Source organism: Phytohabitans aurantiacus, assembly GCF_027923225.1.
Taxonomy (GTDB): domain Bacteria; phylum Actinomycetota; class Actinomycetes; order Mycobacteriales; family Micromonosporaceae; genus Phytohabitans; species Phytohabitans aurantiacus.
In genome coordinates, this window is the sequence record NZ_BSDI01000098.1 from 1 (window position 1) to 16,820 (window position 16,820).

The following is a 16,820-nucleotide window of genomic DNA, read 5'->3' on the forward strand; positions in this document are numbered from 1 at the left end:
GGGCGTGGGCGCGGCCGCCGCAAGCCAGCGGTCGCCGTATCCGCGGGTCGGTGGCGTCGGGCCCCGTATCCGTCCGGACGTCGACGGTAGGCGGACACAGCACCACACGCGGCCGCGGCGTTTGCCTGGGGCCGGCTGCTATGTGGCGGCGGCAAGGGCGTTTGCACGGATCGAGGGCGAACGCACGTGGCGAGGGTTTGGCCTGTGGGTGGCAGGGGTTGGCCTGTGGGCGGCGAGGGGTTTGCGCTCGGCCGGCAAGGGGTTGCGGGCGATGAAGGGGTTGGCCCGCGATGGCGGGGGCCCTGGGCGGCGAGGGGGTTTGCCCTCGGAGGCGAGGAGGGCGCCTGGCCCGTCCGAGGGTGCGATAACCGGGTTGGCGAGCAGCGGGGGCGCAGGTGATGATCACGGGGTGGGTGTCAATCATGCCGACGGCCGTGCTGGTATCGATGCTGCGCTGGTGAAGCGGCTGATCGCTGCCCAGTTTCCGCAGTGGAGCGACTTGCCGGTCACGCCCGTCGAGGTCGACGGGTGGGACAACCGCACCTACCGGCTGGGTGACGATATGACAGCGCGGCTGCCCACCGCGGCCGGTTATGTGCCCGCCGTGGCCAAGGAGAACGAGTGGCTGCCGCGTCTGGCGCCCGGTCTGCCCGTCGCCGTGCCGCCGATCCTGGCGATGGGTGAGCCCGGGGAAGGGTACCCGTTTCCATGGTCGGTGCGAGGATGGCTTTCAGGCGCGCCGGCGGCCCCTGGGCGCATCGACGATATGCCGGCGTTCGCGGTCTCGGTGGCCGAGTTTATCCTTGCCCTGCAACGATGTGACACCGCCGGTGGGCCGCCAGCCGGGGAACACAGTTGGCACCGGGGCGCGTCGCCGGCCTACTACGACGGCGAGGCACGGCGGGATCTGGCGACGCTGGACGGTCGCATCGACGCGGTCGCCGCCGGCGCCGTATGGGATGCGGCACTGGCCGCCGAGTGGCGTGGTGAGCCGGTGTGGTTCCACGGCGACATCGCCGCCGGCAACCTGTTGGTCGCCGATGGGAAGCTCGTCGCGGTCATCGACTTCGGTACCTCGGGCGTCGGTGACCCAGCCTGTGATCTCGTGATCGCGTGGACGATGTTCTCCGGCGACAGCCGGCGCGCGTTTCGCGAGGCGGTCGCCCACGACGAGGGCGCGTGGGCGCGGGCGCGGGGTTGGGCGCTCTGGAAGGCCATGCTGGTCCTGTCCGGGAGCACGGACCCACAGGAGAGCGCCGTCAACCAGCGGGTGATTGGCGAGGTCCTGGCAGACCACAACGAGTATGCGTAGGCGTCGGGCTCCGTCCGATGGATCGCACGTGTACAGGGAAGTCGAGGCGGCCGCGCCGGTGGCCGAGGTACGGGCGCGGCACGGCGTCCGCACGGTGCGCAGCCACTCCCGGGCGCGCAGCGCCTGCAACTCGGCGATCAAGGAGATCTCCATCGATCAAGGGCGAACGCACGCGGAAAAGAGATCCAACCACGTGCATTTGCCCTTGATCGGCGAGGCGAGGCGAGCGAGGCCGGCGGGCGGCGAGGGCAAGAGCCGGCGGGCGGCGAGTGCGGGGGTGGCGAGGACGGGGGCGGGTGGTTGGGTGGGCGGGTTGACGGGGGCCGGAAGGGCGGGGGAGGATCGGAAAGCGTTTTCCTCAACCGAAGAGTGGAAGTAACCACAGCATGTCGCAACGCAGTTACCGTACGGCGATCGTCGGCACCGGAGCGATCGCGACCGCCCACGCGCGTGCCGTGCGCGCCGCGACCGACCGGGCTGACCTCGTGGCGGCGGTCGACATCGACGTCGACCGGGCCAGGGCGTTCGCCGAGACGTGGGGCGTGCCGCGCTCCTTCGCGAGCCTGTCCGAGCTGCTGCTGGAGGAGAAGGTCGACGTCGTGCACATCTGCACGCCGCCACAGCAGCACGCCGGGCTGGCGATCGAGTGCCTGGCCGCCGGGGTGACCGCGGTCGTGGAGAAGCCGCCGACGCTCTCCCTGGCCGAGTTGGACGAGTTGGTCGCCGCGGAGAGCCGCTCGACGGCCCACATGGCGACGATTTTCCAGCACCGTTTCGGGTCCGGCGCGGTCCGGCTGCGGCGGATGGCCGCCGAGGGCGAGCTCGGACGGCCGCTGCTCGCCACGTGCGACACGCAGTGGTACCGGGACGAGGCTTACTTCGCGGTGCCGTGGCGCGGCAAGTGGGAGAACGAGGGTGGCGGGCCCACGATGGGCCACGGCATCCACCAGTTTGACCTGTTGCTGTCGGTGCTGGGCCCGTGGGAAGAGGTTACCGCCGTCGCGGCCCGCCGGGCTCGTCCCACCGAGACGGAAGACGTCTCGATGGCTCTGGTGACGTTCGAGAGTGGCGTCGTGGCGTCGGTGGTGAACTCGGTGGTGTCGCCGCGCGAGACGTCGGTCCTCCGGTTCGACTACGAAAACGCCACCGTCGAGCTGGAGCACCTCTACGGGTACACGGACAAGAACTGGACGGTCACGCCGGCGCCCGGGCACGATGGCCTCGTCGACCGCTGGGCGGCCGACACGGTATCGGTGCCGAGCGGTCACGACGCGCAGCTCGCGGCGGTGTACGACGCCCTCGACGCGGGCGAGGCGCCACCGGTGACGCTCGCCGAGACCCGGCGCACCATGGAGTTCGTCGCGGCGCTGTACGCGTCCGCGTTCACGGGGGAGAGAGTCCGGTGTGGACAGATCGGGGCGGACAGTCCGTTCGCCAAGAGGATGGACGGCACGGGCACGCCGTGGGGAAAGGTGACCGCCCAGTGAGCACGCTCGCAGCGAACCACGCCCTCGACCACTCGGTGACCGTATCCGCCGGCGCCGTCGAGCTTTTCACCTACACGTACCGGCCGGACACGCCCACATTGGAGTCTCCGAAGCCGTACCTGCACCCGATCCGCACGCTCACCGGCGACCTCGTCAGCCTGTACCGGCCGCACGACCACGTGTGGCACAAGGGGATCGCGTGGTCGCTGCCGCACGTCGGCCCGCACAACTTCTGGGGCGGCCCGACGTACACGCACGGCCAGTTCTACGTGCAGAAGGAGAACAACGGCAGCGCCGTACACCGGGAGCTGACCGAGCTGTCAGTCAGCGGCGACCGGGTCGCGATCGCGCACCGGCTCGACTGGTACTCGCAGGCCGGCGAGCCGGTCATCGACGAGCACCGGGCGCTGTCGGCCACCGTGCTCGACGGCACCACCTGGGTGCTGACCTTCGACACCACGATGACCAACGTGTCCGGGGAGACCCTCGACATCGGCTCGCCGACCACCAAGGGGCGGGAGAACGCGGGGTACGGCGGGCTCTTCTGGCGTGGGCCCCGCTCGTTCACCGGCGGCCTCGTGCAGTCGCCGGCCGGAAAGGGCAGCGGCAACGACCTGCGGGGCACCCGCGCCGAGTGGCTGGCGTTCCGCGGCAAGCACGACGAGACCGGCACCGCCTCGACCGTCGTGATGGTCGACGACGCGGGCAACCCGCAGCATCCTCCACTGTGGTTCGTGCGCAGCGAGGAGTTCGCCTGTATCTGCCCGGCGCCGTTCTTCGACGAGGAGCTGCCGGTGCCGCCGGGCACCACGATCCGCTTCCGGTACGCCGTCGTGGTAGCCGACGGAGACCGCGGCGACGAGGGTACGGCGGAGCTGGCGGCCCGGGGCCGGCAGGTACTGGCATGAACTTCCCGGGCGGCACGTCGGTCACCCGGCTGTCCGTCTACAACGGAGCGTGCCGGGACGGGCTCGAAGGCGGCACGCCGCACGTGCACACCGCGTCCACCGAGGCGTACGTCGTGGTGGGCGGGGAAGGCGCGCTGCACACCCTCGACGCTTCCGGATTCCGGGAGACGCCGCTGCGGGCCGGCTCGACGGTGTGGTTCTCGCCCGGCACCATCCACCGCGCCGTCAACCGGGGCGGCCTTGAGGTCGTCGTCGTCATGTCGAACGCGGGGCTGCCCGAGGCCGGCGACGCGGTGATGACTTTCCCGCCGGAGGTGGTCGGCGACGCGGATCGGTACCGTGCCGCCGCCACGCTGCCGTCCGATGTGGACGATGTCGAGATGCGCATGGCCGCGGAGTACCGGCGGGATCTCGCGGTCGCGGGATTCCTGGAACTGGTCGCGAGTGTCCAGAGTGGAGACAGCGGGCCGCTCGAGCGCTTCTACGATCAGGCCGCGGCGCTGGTGCGGCCGAAGGTGGCCGGGTGGCGCGAGACGTGGGAGCGCACCGTGGCGGCGGAGGTGCGGCACACCGGCGAGGTGCTCGACGCGCTCGCCGGGGGCGACGGCCGGCACCTGCGAGAGTCCGCGCTGCTGGAGTCGCCGCCGAGCACCGAGGTCGGCTGGGGCATGTGCGGCCGCCTGCGCAAGCTGCACACCCCACAAGCGTGATCAGGGCGTCCCTCAAGTCGTTAGGGCGACTTGAGGGACGCCCTGATCACGGGTGGGGGAGGGTCACGAGTGGGCGCGGAGGGTTCTTAACGCTTCGACGGTCACCGCGGGGCGGGCCTCGAAGGCCGTCGTGGGTGACCACTGGCGCCACAGGATGGGCCAGCCGCCGTCGTCCTGCTGGGCGGCGGCGAGGTGGTCCAGCGCCGCGGCCCACTCGGTGCCGGTGAACCAGGCCGCCGCGAGGCTCGACGGCGTGGGCGCGAAGTCGTAGGCGTAGTGGAACTCGGTTTCGGCGTACCCGGGAGCGGGTCGGGCGGTCTCGGGGCGGGACGGGTCGACAAGTACCAGAGACTCGTCACGGACCAGGTCCCCCAACCGCGCTGCCGCTTTCGCGGCGCGCGACCGGTCCGGTGCGTGGTCGAGGAACGCGACCGCGCTCTCCACCTCATAAGGGTGACTGGTGGTCAGGCCCTCGACGGCCGACCAGCAGAACTCGACCGCGCCGTCCAGCCACGGCGCGCCTACGCCGTGCTTGAGCAGCAGGCCAGCGATGCGGCCGGTCGGCAGCAGGCCACCCGCGAGCGGCTCCGGCGGCACGATCCACGGCGGCCGCGGATACGCGAGGATCGTGCCGAGTACCGCCGGAATGCCCCCGTCGGGCGTGACGTGCCCGGCCAGCCAGGTGCAGATCCGCGCGGCGCGTCCGGCGTCCAGCGCGCCGACCTCGTCGAGCACCCGCAGGGCGGTCATCGACGTCAGGGGCTGGGGGAGAGGACCTCGAATGTCCGGTTCGAGCGCAAATGCGTGTCCGCCGTCACTCGTCTCGTAGGCATCCAGAGCTCTCAGGACCTCGTCGACGCCGTTGCCGCCGGTAAAGTGGGCCAGCCGGCGCTGGTCCAGCACCCGCCCGGTGAGCCATACGAACGCGGCGGCCCGGCGCGACATGTCCGGATTCAGTCGGTTCATGGCTCAACGTTACGGATCGTTATAGCGGTCGGCTTGAACGAATCGGACAGTACTGTGTCCGACCGCTACGATGCGTCCGGGCGGTGCGGGCCGCCCGCGCCGGTACCCCATGTGTTTGTGAATCGAGGTCATCCCGTGAGTTCGCCTGGCGCACCGCACCCGTCCACGAGCGACGCGCCGACCGTCCAGATCCCGGCCGTCCCGCCCGCCGCCACCCCGCCGCGCACGTCCCGCCGGCGCGTGTTCATCGGCGCCGCCGTCGCCGCGGTGGTGCTCGTGGCCGCCGGAGGCGTCGCGCTGTACGGGTTCGCGGGCGACGTGCCGCGCGGCACCACGGTGCTGGGCATCGACATCGGCGCCAAGAGCAAGGCGGACGCCGCGAAGGCGCTGCGGGTCGGCCTGGCGGGCCGGCTCGACACCGCCGTGCCGGTGCGCCTCGGTGACAAGACGGTGGAGATCAGCCCAGCCGAGGTGGGGCTGGCCATGGACATCGACGCCACGGTCGCGGCGGCCGCGGACGGTGGCTGGCACATGTTCGGCTCGCGCACCGTCAAGCCGGTCGTCACGGTCGACGCCGAGCGCCTCGACGCCGCGCTCCGCGACGACCTGGGCAAGGACGCGCAGGCCATGCGGATGCCGGCGATCACGTTCGAGGGGACCACACCCAAGCCCGTGTACCCCAAGCCGGGCACCGGGCTGGAGCCGGAGAAGACCGCGCAGGCCGTCCGCGAGGGCTGGCTGGGCACCTACCCGCTGACCGTGCCGATCGTCGAGGTGCACCCGGCGACCACCGCCGAAGAGGTCGACAAGCTGGTCGCCGACCTGGCCACGCCCGCCGTCTCCGGACCGGTCACCGTGACCACCAATCGCGGCACGGTGACGGTACTGCCGGCCGAGATCGCCAAGAGCCTCGTGCTGACCGCCGACAAGACCGGCAAGATCACGCCGAGGATCGACGAGAAGAAGCTGCGCGCCGCGATCGCGAAGCCACTCGCCAAGGTCGAGGTCAAGGCCAAGGACGCCACGGTCGCGATCGTCGCCGGCAAGCCGAAGGTCACCGCCGGCACCGCGGGGCACGAGGTGGACACCGCCGCCCTGTCGCGTGACCTGCTCGGCGTCCTCCCCAAGACCGACGGCCGCACGGTCGCCGCGACAATGAAGGACTCGGCGCCCAAGACCACCGACGCCGACATCGCCAAGCTGGGCATCAAGGAGCGGGTGTCGACGTTCACGACGAAGTTCACCGGCGGGCTGTCGTCGCCGCGTAGCCAGAACATCGTGCTCGCGTCCAAACAGGTCGATGGCGCGCTGGTGAAGCCCGGCGAGACGTTCTCGCTCAACGGGCACACCGGCATGCGCGGCTACGCCGACGGGTACAAGGACGCGCCGACCATCGTCGGCGGCAAGCTGGTGCCGGGCGTGGGCGGCGGCGTCTCGCAGTTCACCACGACGCTGTTCAACGCCTCGTACTACGCCGGGCTCAAGGACGTCGAGCACAAGCCGCACTCGTACTACTTCAGCCGGTACCCGGCGGTCATCGAGTCGACGATCTTCTGGCCCGATCTGGACTTCAAGTTCCGCAACGACTCGCCGTACGGCGTCGTCATCGACACCTCCTACACGTCGAACTCGATCACAGTGTCGATGTGGAGCACGAAGGTGTACGAGAGCGTCAAGACCGAGTGGAGCCCGCGCCGCAACATCACCAAGCCGCGCACGGTCTACCTCGATCCCGGGCCGAGCTGCATCGAGGCGAGCGGCAGCGACGGCTTCACGCAGGACGCGTACCGGGTCTTCCGCAAGGGCGGCAAGGAGGTCAAGCGCGAGAAGTTCAGCTGGACCTACCAGGCCGAGCCGCGCTTCATCTGCGCCAAGAAGCCGGCTGGCGAGTAGCGCTCGCGGCGCTGGCTACCCCGCGTGGTGCGGCTCGCGGCGCTGGCCGCCGCCTGCGGCGCCCGTCGGCTGCCGGCCGCGGCGCCCGCCGGCTGCCGTCGATCAAGGGCGAATGCACGTGGTTCGATCTCAAAACCGCGTGTATTCGCCCTTGATCGATGCGATTGCCCTTGATCGGCGCGCGCCGCGCGGTTGCGCGCCGCCCCGTGCGCGGCGGCCCGGCGGGTGGTTGTGCGCCCGGGCGGCCATGAGGCGCCCGCTATGCGGGCGGTTGCGGCCGTTCAGGAGCGCACGAGCCTCGCGATCGCCTCGGACGCCTCTTTGACCTTCGCGTCAGCCTCGGGCCCGCCGGCCGCCGCGGCCTCGACGACGCAGTGGCTCAGGTGCTCGTCGAGCAGGCCGAGCGCGACCGACTGGAGGGCCTTCGTCATCGCGGACACCTGGGTGAGAATGTCGATGCAGTACTTCTCTTCCTCAACCATGCGCTGCAGGCCGCGCGCCTGACCCTCGATGCGCCGCAGCCGGCGCAGATAGTCGTCCTTGTTGTGGATGTAGCCGTGCTGCTCCATGTCGCCCTCTCACCGCCGCTGCGCTGGAACTGTAACACCGGCGCGGGGCGGAGGGCCCTCGCGCGGCGCGCATCGCGCGCCGATCAAGGGACATCGCATCGATCAAGGGCAAACGCACGCGGATTTGAGATCCAACCGCGTGCATTCGCCCTTGATCGGCGGGAAGCCGCACCCCGCGCGGGAGGCCGCACCCCGCGCGGGAGGCCGCACCCCGCGCGGGAAGCCGCACCCGCGCGGCGGGAGGCCGCACCCGCGCGGCGGGAGGCCGCACCCCGCGCGGCGGGTAGCCCGGCGCGGGGCGGAGGGGCTAGACCCGACGGCGGCGGGCGAGCACCATGCCGAGCAGGTTCAGGCTGCCCGCGTACAGGATGATGCCGCCAACCAGCGCGACCAGCGCGCCCTTGCCGCCGTCGCCCACGGTGACCGGCGGGTCGGGCCAGACGTCGACGGACATGGTGGTCAGCGGTATCGCCGTCGCGGCGGCGAGCGGCGGGAGTACCCACAGCAGCCACTCCGGCCCGCCCCATCGGTCGTCCTGCGTCAGGCCGATCGCCCACATGATCGCGAAGGCGGGCAGCGCCAGCGGCAGGAGATACCAGCGGCGCCCCAGCGCCAGGCCCAGGCCGACGCCCACCGCGGCGAAGAGCGGGAACGCCGCCAGTTCCACGGTCACCAGCCGCGCGATCGCGGCGTCGGTGAGGGGCGCCCTCCCGTCGCGGGCGTAGGACACCGCGAAGACCGTCGCCGCGAGGACCGCGCCGAGCGGCACGGCCGTCGCGAGGGCCCAGGCCCGCTGGCGCAACGCCAGCACGGCGCCCGCGAGCAGCGCCACGAGCTGTCCACACAGGACACCCGACGTGTACCGGAAGGCGATCGTCGTCTGATGGCGTTCGTACTGCTGGGCGTCGCCCTGCGGGTCGTAGTTGACCCAGAACTCGTAGAACCCGTCGTTGAGGGGGAGGAGCATCGCGGCCAGCAACGCCACGAGCGGGATCGACAGCAGTACCCACCACCGGCTCACCTCGCCAACCTAGCGGTATTTGACATTGTTGGCGCATGTGCCGCCTCGGCCTCGTGGCCGACGGGATGGAGGACAGTCCCGCCGGCGCGTGCTCGCGCGCCGGTGGGCGCTCGCCGGGGCGGGGCCGGCCGCGGCGGTGGGGTAGGTTGCATCGGGTAACGGGGACGCTGGCCCGGTTGGCCGGCAACTCAGAGGCCGGCACTGAGAGGCCGCCACTCAGAGGGATGTGTTGCTGTGAGGCGCTACCGGCGCACCCGCCTAGCTGTGCTTTTGTCTACTGTGCTGGCCGCCGGGGCCGCCGTCCTGGCGTCCGCCCTCCCCGCCGACGCGATCGCCAACGGTGAGGAAGTGCCGATCGGGATGTACCCGTTCTCGGTCAAACTGACCATGACGGGCATCCCCACTCCCGACGGCGGCAAGCGCAACAGCGCCTGCTCCGGCTCGCTGGTCGCGCCCCAGTGGGTGATGACGGCGGGCCACTGCTTCCGCGACGTCAACGGCGTCCGGGTGGAGCGGCCGGTCGCCGACCTCACCACCGCCACGGTCGGCCGCACCGACCTTTCCGGCACCGGCGGCCACGTCGTCACCGTCGTCGCCGTGCGGCAGTCGCCGACCAACGACATCGCGCTCGCCCAGATCGAGACCCCGATCACCGACATCAAGCCGCTTCGGCTGGCCATCGCGCCGCCGGCGGTCGGCACGGTGGTCCGGCTGACCGGGTACGGGTCGCTGACCAGTACCAATCCGGTGCCCGTGACCCGGCTGCGCACCGGCCAGCTCAAGGTGGTGTCGGTCGCGACGTCGACCATCGCCATGACCGGGTTCGCGCCGCAGTCCAACACCACGCCGTGCCCCTACGACTCGGGCGGCCCGTACTTCACCGAGCGGCGCGCGGCGAAGCCCGAGCTGCGCTACGAACTGGTGGCGGTGGAGAGCGGCGGGCCGAGCTGCCCGCACACCGGCGAGGAGACCACCGGGCGGATCGACAACATCCGGCCCTGGATCCGCGGCATCATCGGCTGACGCGTAGCGGCCTGGCCGCATGGGTACTACGAAAACATGCAACCGATTCCCTTCGCTCCCTGGGTCTGGCGAGACCCCGGCCTGATCGCCGCCACCGCCGGCACCGAGATGGAGCCGCCCGGCGACCGTCCCGAAGACGACGAGCGTGCGAGCGCCGACCTGTCCGGATACGACGTCGAGGCCATCGACGGCGGCATCGGCAAGGTCGACAAGGCGAACTACGAGGTCGGCGGCGCCCACCTGGTCGTCGACACCGGCCCGTGGATCTTCGGTCGGAAGGTGCTGCTGCCCGCGGGCACCGTCGACCGCATCGACCACGACGGGCGCACGGTCTACGTCGACCGGACCAAGGAACAGGTCAAGAACTCTCCCGAGTACGACAAGGACACGTTCGACACCACCGAGTACCGCGACCAGGTCGGCGGGTACTACGCCGGAACGTACGAATAGCGCATAACGATCTCCACAGGTCGTTCACAACTCGCGCGGTTCCTCTCCACGACCGCTGCATAGAGTGCGGGCATGAGTGAGCGTCGTGTCCTGGTCGTGGAAGACGAGCGCACCATCGCCGACTCGGTGGCCGCCAGGCTGCGCGCCGAGGGGTTCGTGGTGCGGATCGCCGGCGACGGCCCGAGCGCGGTCGTCGCGGCGCGTGAGATGCGCCCCGATCTGGTCGTGCTCGACATCATGCTGCCCGGCTTCGACGGCCTCGAGGTGTGCCGCCGGATCCAGGCCGAGCGGCCGGTGCCGGTGCTCATGCTCACCGCCCGCGACGACGAAAACGACCTGCTGGTCGGCCTGGCGGTCGGTGCCGACGACTACCTGACCAAGCCGTTCTCGCTGCGCGAACTGGCCGCGCGCGTGCACGCGCTGCTGCGGCGGTTCGAGCGTGCCGCCGCGGCCGCCCGCGACAACGCGCCCTCGATCCGGCTCGGCGATCTCGAAATCAACCAGGCGGAGCGCCGGGTGCGCCGGGCCGGTGTCGAGGCGCACCTGACGCCCACCGAGTTCGACCTGCTGGTGCACTTCGCGGGCCGGCCGCGCACCGTGCTGCCCCGCACGCAGCTGCTCGCCGACGTGTGGGGCTGGGCCGACGAGTGCAGCACCCGCACGGTCGACAGCCACGTCAAGGCGTTGCGCCGCAAGCTCGGCGGCGACCTCATCCGCACCGTGCACGGCGTCGGCTACGCCCTGGAGGTGCGGCAATGAGCGAGGGAGCTGGCGCGGCGGCGCCTGGACGACGCGACGCGCCGACGCAGTCGTGCGTGGCGCGGAGGACGGCGTCGCCCTCGGCGCCGCGCGACCGAGCGAATCAGGAGGCACAGTGAGTGCGCTGATGGACGCCCTGCCACGCCCGCTCGACCCGGTGCGCTCCATCAAGGTGAAGCTGGGCATCCTGCTGGTCAGCTCCGGTGCGGCCGGGCTCGCCGTCTTCTGGCAGGGCATCGGCTGGATCCCGTACTTCACCTCGGCCACCGCGATCGGCGTCGCGCTGCTCACCTCGCAGGTCCTCGCGCACGGCATGACCTCGCCGCTGCGCGAGATGACCGCCGCCGCCCGCGCCATGGCCCGGGGCGACTACACCCGCCGGGTCCGCGCCACCTCCCGCGACGAGGTGGGAGAGCTGGCGCTCGCGTTCAACCAGATGGCCGCCGACCTGGCGGCCGCCGACCAGCAGCGCCGCGAGCTGATCGCGAACGTCTCGCACGAGCTGCGCACGCCCATCACGGCCCTGCAGGGCCTGCTGGAGAACCTCGTCGACGGGGTCGCGCGCGCCGACACCGCGACGCTGCGCACGGCACTCGCGCAGTCCGAACGGCTCGGCCGCCTCGTGGTCGAGCTGCTGGACCTGTCCCGGCTCGACGCCGGGGTGGTGCCGCTCGACCGCGTCGAGATCGACGTCGCGGAGTTCCTGGACGCAGCCATCCAGGAGGCCGCGGTGACCGCGACCGGCGCCGGGCGTCAGGTTGATTTTCGGGTACGCGGTGCCGCGTCCGCCGGCACCGTAATAGCGGACGCCGACCGGCTGCGGCAGGTGTTCGCCAACCTGCTCGACAACGCGGCCCGGCACAGCCCGCCCGGCGGCACCGTGCTCGTGTCCGCCATAGCCGGCACCGACCGGACGCACTTCGAGGTGATCGACGAGGGCGAGGGCATCCCGCCGGACCAGCGGGCCCGGGTGTTCGAGCGGTTCACGCGCGGCGACCGGGCCGGCGCGGCGGACGGCGGCACCGGCCTGGGGCTGGCGATCGCGCGCTGGGTGGTGGAGATGCACGGCGGCACCGTGGCCGCGCTCGACCGCACCGACGCGAAGCCCGGCTGCCGGATCCGGGTCACCATCCCCACTCCGACCACAGTGGACGATAAGAGGCCGACATGACAGCTCCGCCGAAGCGACCCGCCCCACCGCCCACCCAGCCGCCGCCCGCCGTCGCGCCCGGTGCCCAGCCGTGGCAGCCCGTACTGGGCCCGCGCCCGCCGACACCCTTCGAGAAGCGGTGGCCCGGCCCGCTCAGGTCCGCCCCGGCGCTCGCGCTGGGCGCGGCCGCCGCGACCGGTGTCGTGGCGGCGGCCAGCGTTCCCCTCGACCGGCCCGGCATTGGCTGGCTCGTCACCGCGCTGACGGCCACGACCGCGCTCGTCACCCTGTCCCGGCGCCACTTCCCGGGCCGCCTCCAACCACTGTGGACAGCCGCCACCGTGACGCTGATCGGTCTGGGAACGATCCGGGCCGCCGGTTGGCTGTTCCTCCTCTGCCTGCTGGCGGCGGCGGTGACCGCCTCGCTCGCGGTGACACCGGCACACGGATTCCGCTCGATCTTCGCGGCGTCCGGCACGATCCCGGTGGCGGTGCTGCGCGCGACACCGTGGGCGTGGCACGCACTGCGCGCGCTGCGACACAAGCGCCGGAGCGCCCCGAACGTGCGCGTCGTCGCGGCGGTCGCCATGACCGTCCTGCTGGTCGTCGTCTTCGGCGCGCTGTTCGCGGGTGCCGACGCCGCCTTCGCCGAGCTCGTCGGGCGGCTCGTTCCAGAAGCCGACATCGCGGTACACATGGACAAGGTGTGGCTGTTCCTCTTCGGCGCGGCGGCCGTGATCGGCGCCGCGTACCTGCTCGCCGGGCCGCCGAGCTTCGCGGACCTGGAGAAGCCGGCGAAGGCGAAGCTGCACCGTCTGGAGTGGACACTGCCGCTGGCCGCCCTGAACGTGGTCTTCGCCGTCTTCGTGGCCGTGCAGATCGCGGTGCTGTTCGGCGGCGAGAAGCATGTGCTGAGCACCGCTGGGCTGACCTACGCCGAGTACGCGCGCAAGGGATTCTGGCAGCTGCTCGTGGTCACCGCGCTCACCCTGGCCATCCTGGCGGCGGCCGCTCGCTGGGCACCCCGGGAGCTGCGCGGCGACCGGGTGCTGGTGCGGGTACTGCTCGGCGGGCTCGCCGCACTCTGCCTGGTGATCGTCGCCTCCGCGCTGTACCGGATGCACACCTACGAGGAGGCGTACGGTTTTACGCGCCTGCGGGTGCTGGTGAGCGTGTGCGAGCTGTGGCTCGGCGTCGTACTGGCGATGGTGCTCACCGCGGGGATCCGGCTGCGCGCCGGCTGGCTGCCCCGTGCGGTGGTCGGCAGCGCGGTGGCGGCGCTGATCGGGCTGGCGGCGCTCAACCCCGACCGGTTCATCGCCGAGCGCAACGTCGAGCGGCACGAGCAGACCGGCAAGATCGACACCGCGTACCTGTCGGGCCTGTCCGCGGACGCGGCGCCGGCACTGGAGGAACTGCCGGCGCCACTGCGCGGCTGCGCGCTGCAGGAGATCGCACACGATCTGGCCCTGAAGCCGGACGGCTGGCGGGAGTGGAACCTAGGCCGTCGCGAGGCCCGCGAGGTAGTGGCCGCCATCCCCGCCGCGAACCTAACGTGGAACTCGGCCTGCGGCCCCGCGTGGAGCCGCTACTGACGACCGCTCCGCCAGCTCCCGCGCCCGATCGCGCCCCCTCCCGCCGATCAAGGGCGTATGCACGTGGTTGGATCTCAAAACCGCGTGTATTCGTCCTTGATCCATGCGATTGCCCTTGATCGGCGCGCTGGGCGCGGCGGCACGCCGCTGCCAGTCCTCAAGCCCGGCGGCTGGCCCCCGGCCGCGACGGCGCGCCGCCTCACACCGCGGATGGCCTTGATCGGCGATCTGGTTCCAAGGCAGGAGCTGAGCTGCCGCGATGGCCGTCGTGGGCGATGCCGTTGCTCCCGCGGCCTCACCCTCCGCGTCCCCACACCCCCCACCAGCGTGATCAGGGCGTCCCTGAAGTCGTTAGAGCGACCTGAGGGACGCCCTGATCACGGCGGGGTGCGGGGTTGTGAATCGCGCGGGGTGAGGCCGCGGGAGCAACGGTCGTGAGCGCGGCGGACGTCGCGGTAGCCCGAATCCCGGTCTTGGTTCTTAGTTCTTGACGGCGGTGGCGACCGCGTCCGCCAGCGGGGTGGTCGGGCGGCCGATGAGGCGGCTCAGGTCGCCGCTGCCGATGAACAGCGCGCCCTTGCGGACCTCGACGTCGCAGGCGGCGAGCACGTTGGCGTACACGTCGGGCACGCCGGCGGCGACGAGCGCCTTCTCGTACTCGTCGGCGGGCAGGTCCCGGTAGGCGACTTCGGTGCCGCTCTGGCGGGTCACCTCGGCGGCCAGCTCGGCCATCGTGAACGGCTCGTCGCCGCCCAGCTCGTACACCGCGTTCTCGTGGCCGTCGCCGGTCAGCACAGCGGCGGCCGCGGCGGCGAAGTCGGCCCGGGTGGCGGCGGAGATCCGGCCATCGCCGGCCGAGCCGAGCAGCGCGCCGTACTGGAGGGCGGACGCGAGGTTCTCGGTGTAGTTCTCGAAGTACCAGCCGTTGCGCAGGAACACGAACGGCACGCCGGAGGCTCGGATGATCTCCTCGGTGGCCTTGTGCTCGGGGGCGACGGGCAGGTCGGTGGTGTCCGCGTACGGCGCGCTGGTGTAAGCGATCAGCTTGACGCCCGCCTCGACCGCGGCCTTGACCGCGTTGGTGTGCTGCGGGACCCGCTGACCGACCTCGCTGCCCGAGATCAGGAGCAGCTTCTCGGCGCCGGCGAACGCGCTGGCCAGGGTCTCGGGCTTCGAGTAGTCGGCCTCGCGGACCTGTACGCCCTGGGCGGCGAGGTCGGAGAGCTTCTCCGGCGTGCGAGCCGTGGCCACGATCTGGTTGGCGGGGACACCCTGGTCGAGCAGGGCCTGGACAGCGAGGCGGCCGAGGTGGCCACTGGCGGCGGTGACGGTGAAGGTCATGCCGACCAGACTGCACTAACTTTTAGAAAGTGCCAACCGACAGTGAGTACCGTTACATCAGCAAGTACCCGGTGAGCAGGTAGCCTATGGGCATGGACGAGATGGAGGAACTGGTCGCCGACGTGTTCGCGCGTGCCTGCACCTCCCGCGCGGTCCTGGAAAACGTCGCCGGCAAGTGGGGCGTCCTGGCCCTGGCGGCCCTGTCCGAGGGCGCGTACCGGTTCAACGCGCTGCGCCGGCGGGTCGACGGCATCAGCGAGAAAATGCTGTCGCAGACCCTCCAGGCGCTGGAGCGCGACGGGCTCGTACGCCGCGACGTCCAGGCGACGATCCCGCCCAAGGTCGAATACAGCCTGACGCCAGCCGGGGAGCGGATCGCCGGCAAGCTGATCGAGCTGATCGAGCTGGTGGAGGGCGAAATGCCCGAGGTCATGGCCGCCCAACGGCGCTACGACACGGAGCGCACCCCCACCCCAACCCGCGCATAACGCGCCGTCCCGTCCCGTCCCGTCCCTGCCCGCGGGCGTCGGGCGCTCCGCGCCGCACCCCCCGACGCCGCGCTCCCCGCGCCGGGCTCCCGCCCGCGCCGCCCGCCCGGCGCCGCCGCCGCGCCTCGCCGCACCGGGCTCCCGCGCCATGCCGGCGTCCCGGCCCGCCGATCAAGGGCAAACGCACGTGGTTTGATCGCTTTTCCGCGTGTATTCGCCCTTGATCGATGCGAATGCCCTTGATCGGCGAAGCCGATCGCGGGTGTCGCCCTACACCCCGCGGCGGGCGAGGACGACCGCCTGCTGGACCTTGTCGTTACCGATGCGTTCGCGTACTAGCGTCGCGTACATTGCGAAGCCGGCGGCGGTCAGCTCGTCCGCGATACGTTCGGGCCGCAACCGCTGGAAGTCCAGCGCCACCTCGTGCCCGAGCGCCTCGGACACACGCAGCGCCTCGTCGCCCACCTGGAAGGCGAGCAGCAGAGGCGCGCCGGGCGCCAAGGCCCGGTGGAGCTCGGCGAACACGGCCGGGCGCTGATCCGGCGCGATGTGGATGATCGAGTACCAGGCGACGATGCCGGCGAGCTCACCGTCCACGACGTCGAGGGCCGACATCGTGCCCTCTTCGAAGAGCAGGTGCGGGTACGTCTTGCGCGCCACCGCCAGCATTCCCGGCGAGAGGTCCATGCCGTACGCGTCGAGGCCCAGGTCGTGCAACAGCGTGGTCACCCGACCCGGGCCGCACCCGACGTCAGCGACGCGTCCTCCAGCGCCGGCGATCTCAGCGAAGGCCGCGAGCATGGCGCGGTCCACCGGCCGGTCGTCCAGCTCGTTCGCGAGGTACTCCGCGTAGTCGGTGGCGATGATGTCATAGGAGGCGCGCGTGGGGTTCTCGATCACGACGACGAACCTATCCGCGGCAGCGCGCTCATGGCGGCGCACTCGCGCCGGCGCCGCGATCGGCTTTGCCGATCAAGGGCATTTGCATGGATCAAGGGCGAATGCTCGCGAATGAGCGATCGAACCGCGTGCGTTTGTCCTTGATCGGCGGGCGCTGGGGATTTAAGGATCTGTTTGTGATTTTTGTCGTGTTCGGGGGTGGGGGTCCACATAGGAGCGGTCGTCTTGGCATGATCCTTTCCGCCAAA

General features: G+C 71.4%; 17 protein-coding genes. 11 read left to right on the plus strand and 6 right to left on the minus strand.

The window, feature by feature from the left end:
- The first annotated feature begins 457 nt into the window (after positions 1 to 457).
- From QMG73_RS44885 to QMG73_RS44900, 4 genes are all read left to right on the plus strand, one after another.
- Positions 458 to 1,312: an aminoglycoside phosphotransferase family protein gene (locus QMG73_RS44885; protein WP_281906146.1), complete on the plus strand. Its 855-nt coding sequence runs from the start codon at positions 458 to 460 to the stop codon at positions 1,310 to 1,312.
- A 386-nt stretch (positions 1,313 to 1,698) separates the two neighbouring features.
- Complete coding sequence (locus QMG73_RS44890) at positions 1,699 to 2,799, plus strand: Gfo/Idh/MocA family protein (RefSeq protein WP_281906148.1); 1,101 nt, start codon at positions 1,699 to 1,701, stop codon at positions 2,797 to 2,799.
- Entirely contained in the window at positions 2,796 to 3,707 is a 912-nt protein-coding gene (locus QMG73_RS44895; RefSeq protein ID WP_281906150.1) for a DUF6807 domain-containing protein, read from the plus strand. Before QMG73_RS44890 ends, QMG73_RS44895 begins: the two co-directional genes overlap by 4 nt.
- Positions 3,704 to 4,417 (plus strand): cupin domain-containing protein, encoded by a 714-nt coding sequence (locus QMG73_RS44900; RefSeq protein ID WP_281906151.1) that lies wholly within the window; start codon positions 3,704 to 3,706, stop codon positions 4,415 to 4,417. The genes QMG73_RS44895 and QMG73_RS44900 overlap by 4 nt, the downstream gene beginning before the upstream one ends.
- A 63-nt stretch (positions 4,418 to 4,480) precedes the next feature.
- On the opposite strand, the gene QMG73_RS44905 is transcribed toward QMG73_RS44900, so the two are convergent.
- Positions 4,481 to 5,383 carry a hypothetical protein gene (locus QMG73_RS44905; protein WP_281906152.1) on the minus strand — a complete coding sequence of 301 codons (903 nt, stop codon included), beginning with the start codon at positions 5,381 to 5,383 and terminating at the stop codon, positions 4,481 to 4,483.
- A 135-nt stretch (positions 5,384 to 5,518) separates the two neighbouring features.
- Here QMG73_RS44905 and QMG73_RS44910 point away from each other — a divergent pair, with 135 nt between their 5' ends.
- On the plus strand, positions 5,519 to 7,276 hold the full coding sequence (locus QMG73_RS44910; protein ID WP_407676954.1) for a VanW family protein: 1,758 nt from the start codon (positions 5,519 to 5,521) through the stop codon (positions 7,274 to 7,276).
- A gap of 281 nt (positions 7,277 to 7,557) precedes the next feature.
- On the opposite strand, the gene QMG73_RS44915 is transcribed toward QMG73_RS44910, so the two are convergent.
- Together QMG73_RS44915 and QMG73_RS44920 are read right to left on the minus strand one after the other, a co-directional pair.
- A complete protein-coding gene (locus tag QMG73_RS44915) occupies positions 7,558 to 7,845 on the minus strand; it encodes a metal-sensitive transcriptional regulator (RefSeq protein WP_265254476.1) in 288 nt (95 codons plus the stop codon).
- Positions 7,846 to 8,152: 307 nt separating this feature from the next.
- Entirely contained in the window at positions 8,153 to 8,866 is a 714-nt protein-coding gene (locus QMG73_RS44920) for a hypothetical protein (RefSeq protein WP_281906154.1), read from the minus strand.
- Positions 8,867 to 9,100: 234 nt separating this feature from the next.
- On the opposite strand from QMG73_RS44920, the gene QMG73_RS44925 reads away from it, so the two are divergent.
- The 5 genes from QMG73_RS44925 (at position 9,101) to QMG73_RS44945 (ending at position 13,843) form a co-directional block, all read left to right on the plus strand.
- Positions 9,101 to 9,889, plus strand: a complete 789-nt coding sequence (locus QMG73_RS44925) for a S1 family peptidase (RefSeq protein WP_281906156.1) — start codon at positions 9,101 to 9,103, stop codon at positions 9,887 to 9,889.
- Positions 9,890 to 9,925: 36 nt separating this feature from the next.
- A complete protein-coding gene (locus QMG73_RS44930) occupies positions 9,926 to 10,339 on the plus strand; it encodes a PRC-barrel domain-containing protein (protein WP_281906157.1) in 414 nt (137 codons plus the stop codon).
- 72 nt (positions 10,340 to 10,411) lie between these two features.
- Positions 10,412 to 11,098 carry a response regulator transcription factor gene (locus QMG73_RS44935; RefSeq protein WP_281906159.1) on the plus strand — a complete coding sequence of 229 codons (687 nt, stop codon included), beginning with the start codon at positions 10,412 to 10,414 and terminating at the stop codon, positions 11,096 to 11,098.
- Between the two features lie 115 nt (positions 11,099 to 11,213).
- Positions 11,214 to 12,269, plus strand: coding sequence for a HAMP domain-containing sensor histidine kinase (locus tag QMG73_RS44940; protein ID WP_456107264.1), 1,056 nt, complete (start codon positions 11,214 to 11,216; stop codon positions 12,267 to 12,269).
- Positions 12,266 to 13,843: a DUF4153 domain-containing protein gene (locus QMG73_RS44945; RefSeq protein ID WP_281906160.1), complete on the plus strand. Its 1,578-nt coding sequence runs from the start codon at positions 12,266 to 12,268 to the stop codon at positions 13,841 to 13,843. Before QMG73_RS44940 ends, QMG73_RS44945 begins: the two co-directional genes overlap by 4 nt.
- 480 nt (positions 13,844 to 14,323) lie before the next feature.
- Here QMG73_RS44945 and QMG73_RS44950 read toward each other — a convergent pair whose 3' ends face one another.
- The gene (locus tag QMG73_RS44950) at positions 14,324 to 15,184 is read right to left on the minus strand and encodes an SDR family oxidoreductase (protein WP_281906161.1); all 861 of its coding nucleotides are present in this window, start codon (positions 15,182 to 15,184) and stop codon (positions 14,324 to 14,326) included.
- A gap of 92 nt (positions 15,185 to 15,276) precedes the next feature.
- Here QMG73_RS44950 and QMG73_RS44955 point away from each other — a divergent pair, with 92 nt between their 5' ends.
- A complete protein-coding gene (locus QMG73_RS44955; protein ID WP_281906162.1) occupies positions 15,277 to 15,672 on the plus strand; it encodes a winged helix-turn-helix transcriptional regulator in 396 nt (131 codons plus the stop codon).
- Between the two features lie 270 nt (positions 15,673 to 15,942).
- Here the strand turns inward: QMG73_RS44955 and QMG73_RS44960 are convergent, their stop codons facing one another.
- Both QMG73_RS44960 and QMG73_RS44965 read right to left on the minus strand, forming a co-directional pair.
- Positions 15,943 to 16,572, minus strand: a complete 630-nt coding sequence (locus QMG73_RS44960) for a class I SAM-dependent DNA methyltransferase (protein WP_281906164.1) — start codon at positions 16,570 to 16,572, stop codon at positions 15,943 to 15,945.
- Positions 16,569 to 16,820 (minus strand): hypothetical protein (locus tag QMG73_RS44965; protein WP_281906166.1); only part of this gene is annotated, 252 nt, incomplete at its 5' end. The genes QMG73_RS44965 and QMG73_RS44960, both read right to left, overlap by 4 nt.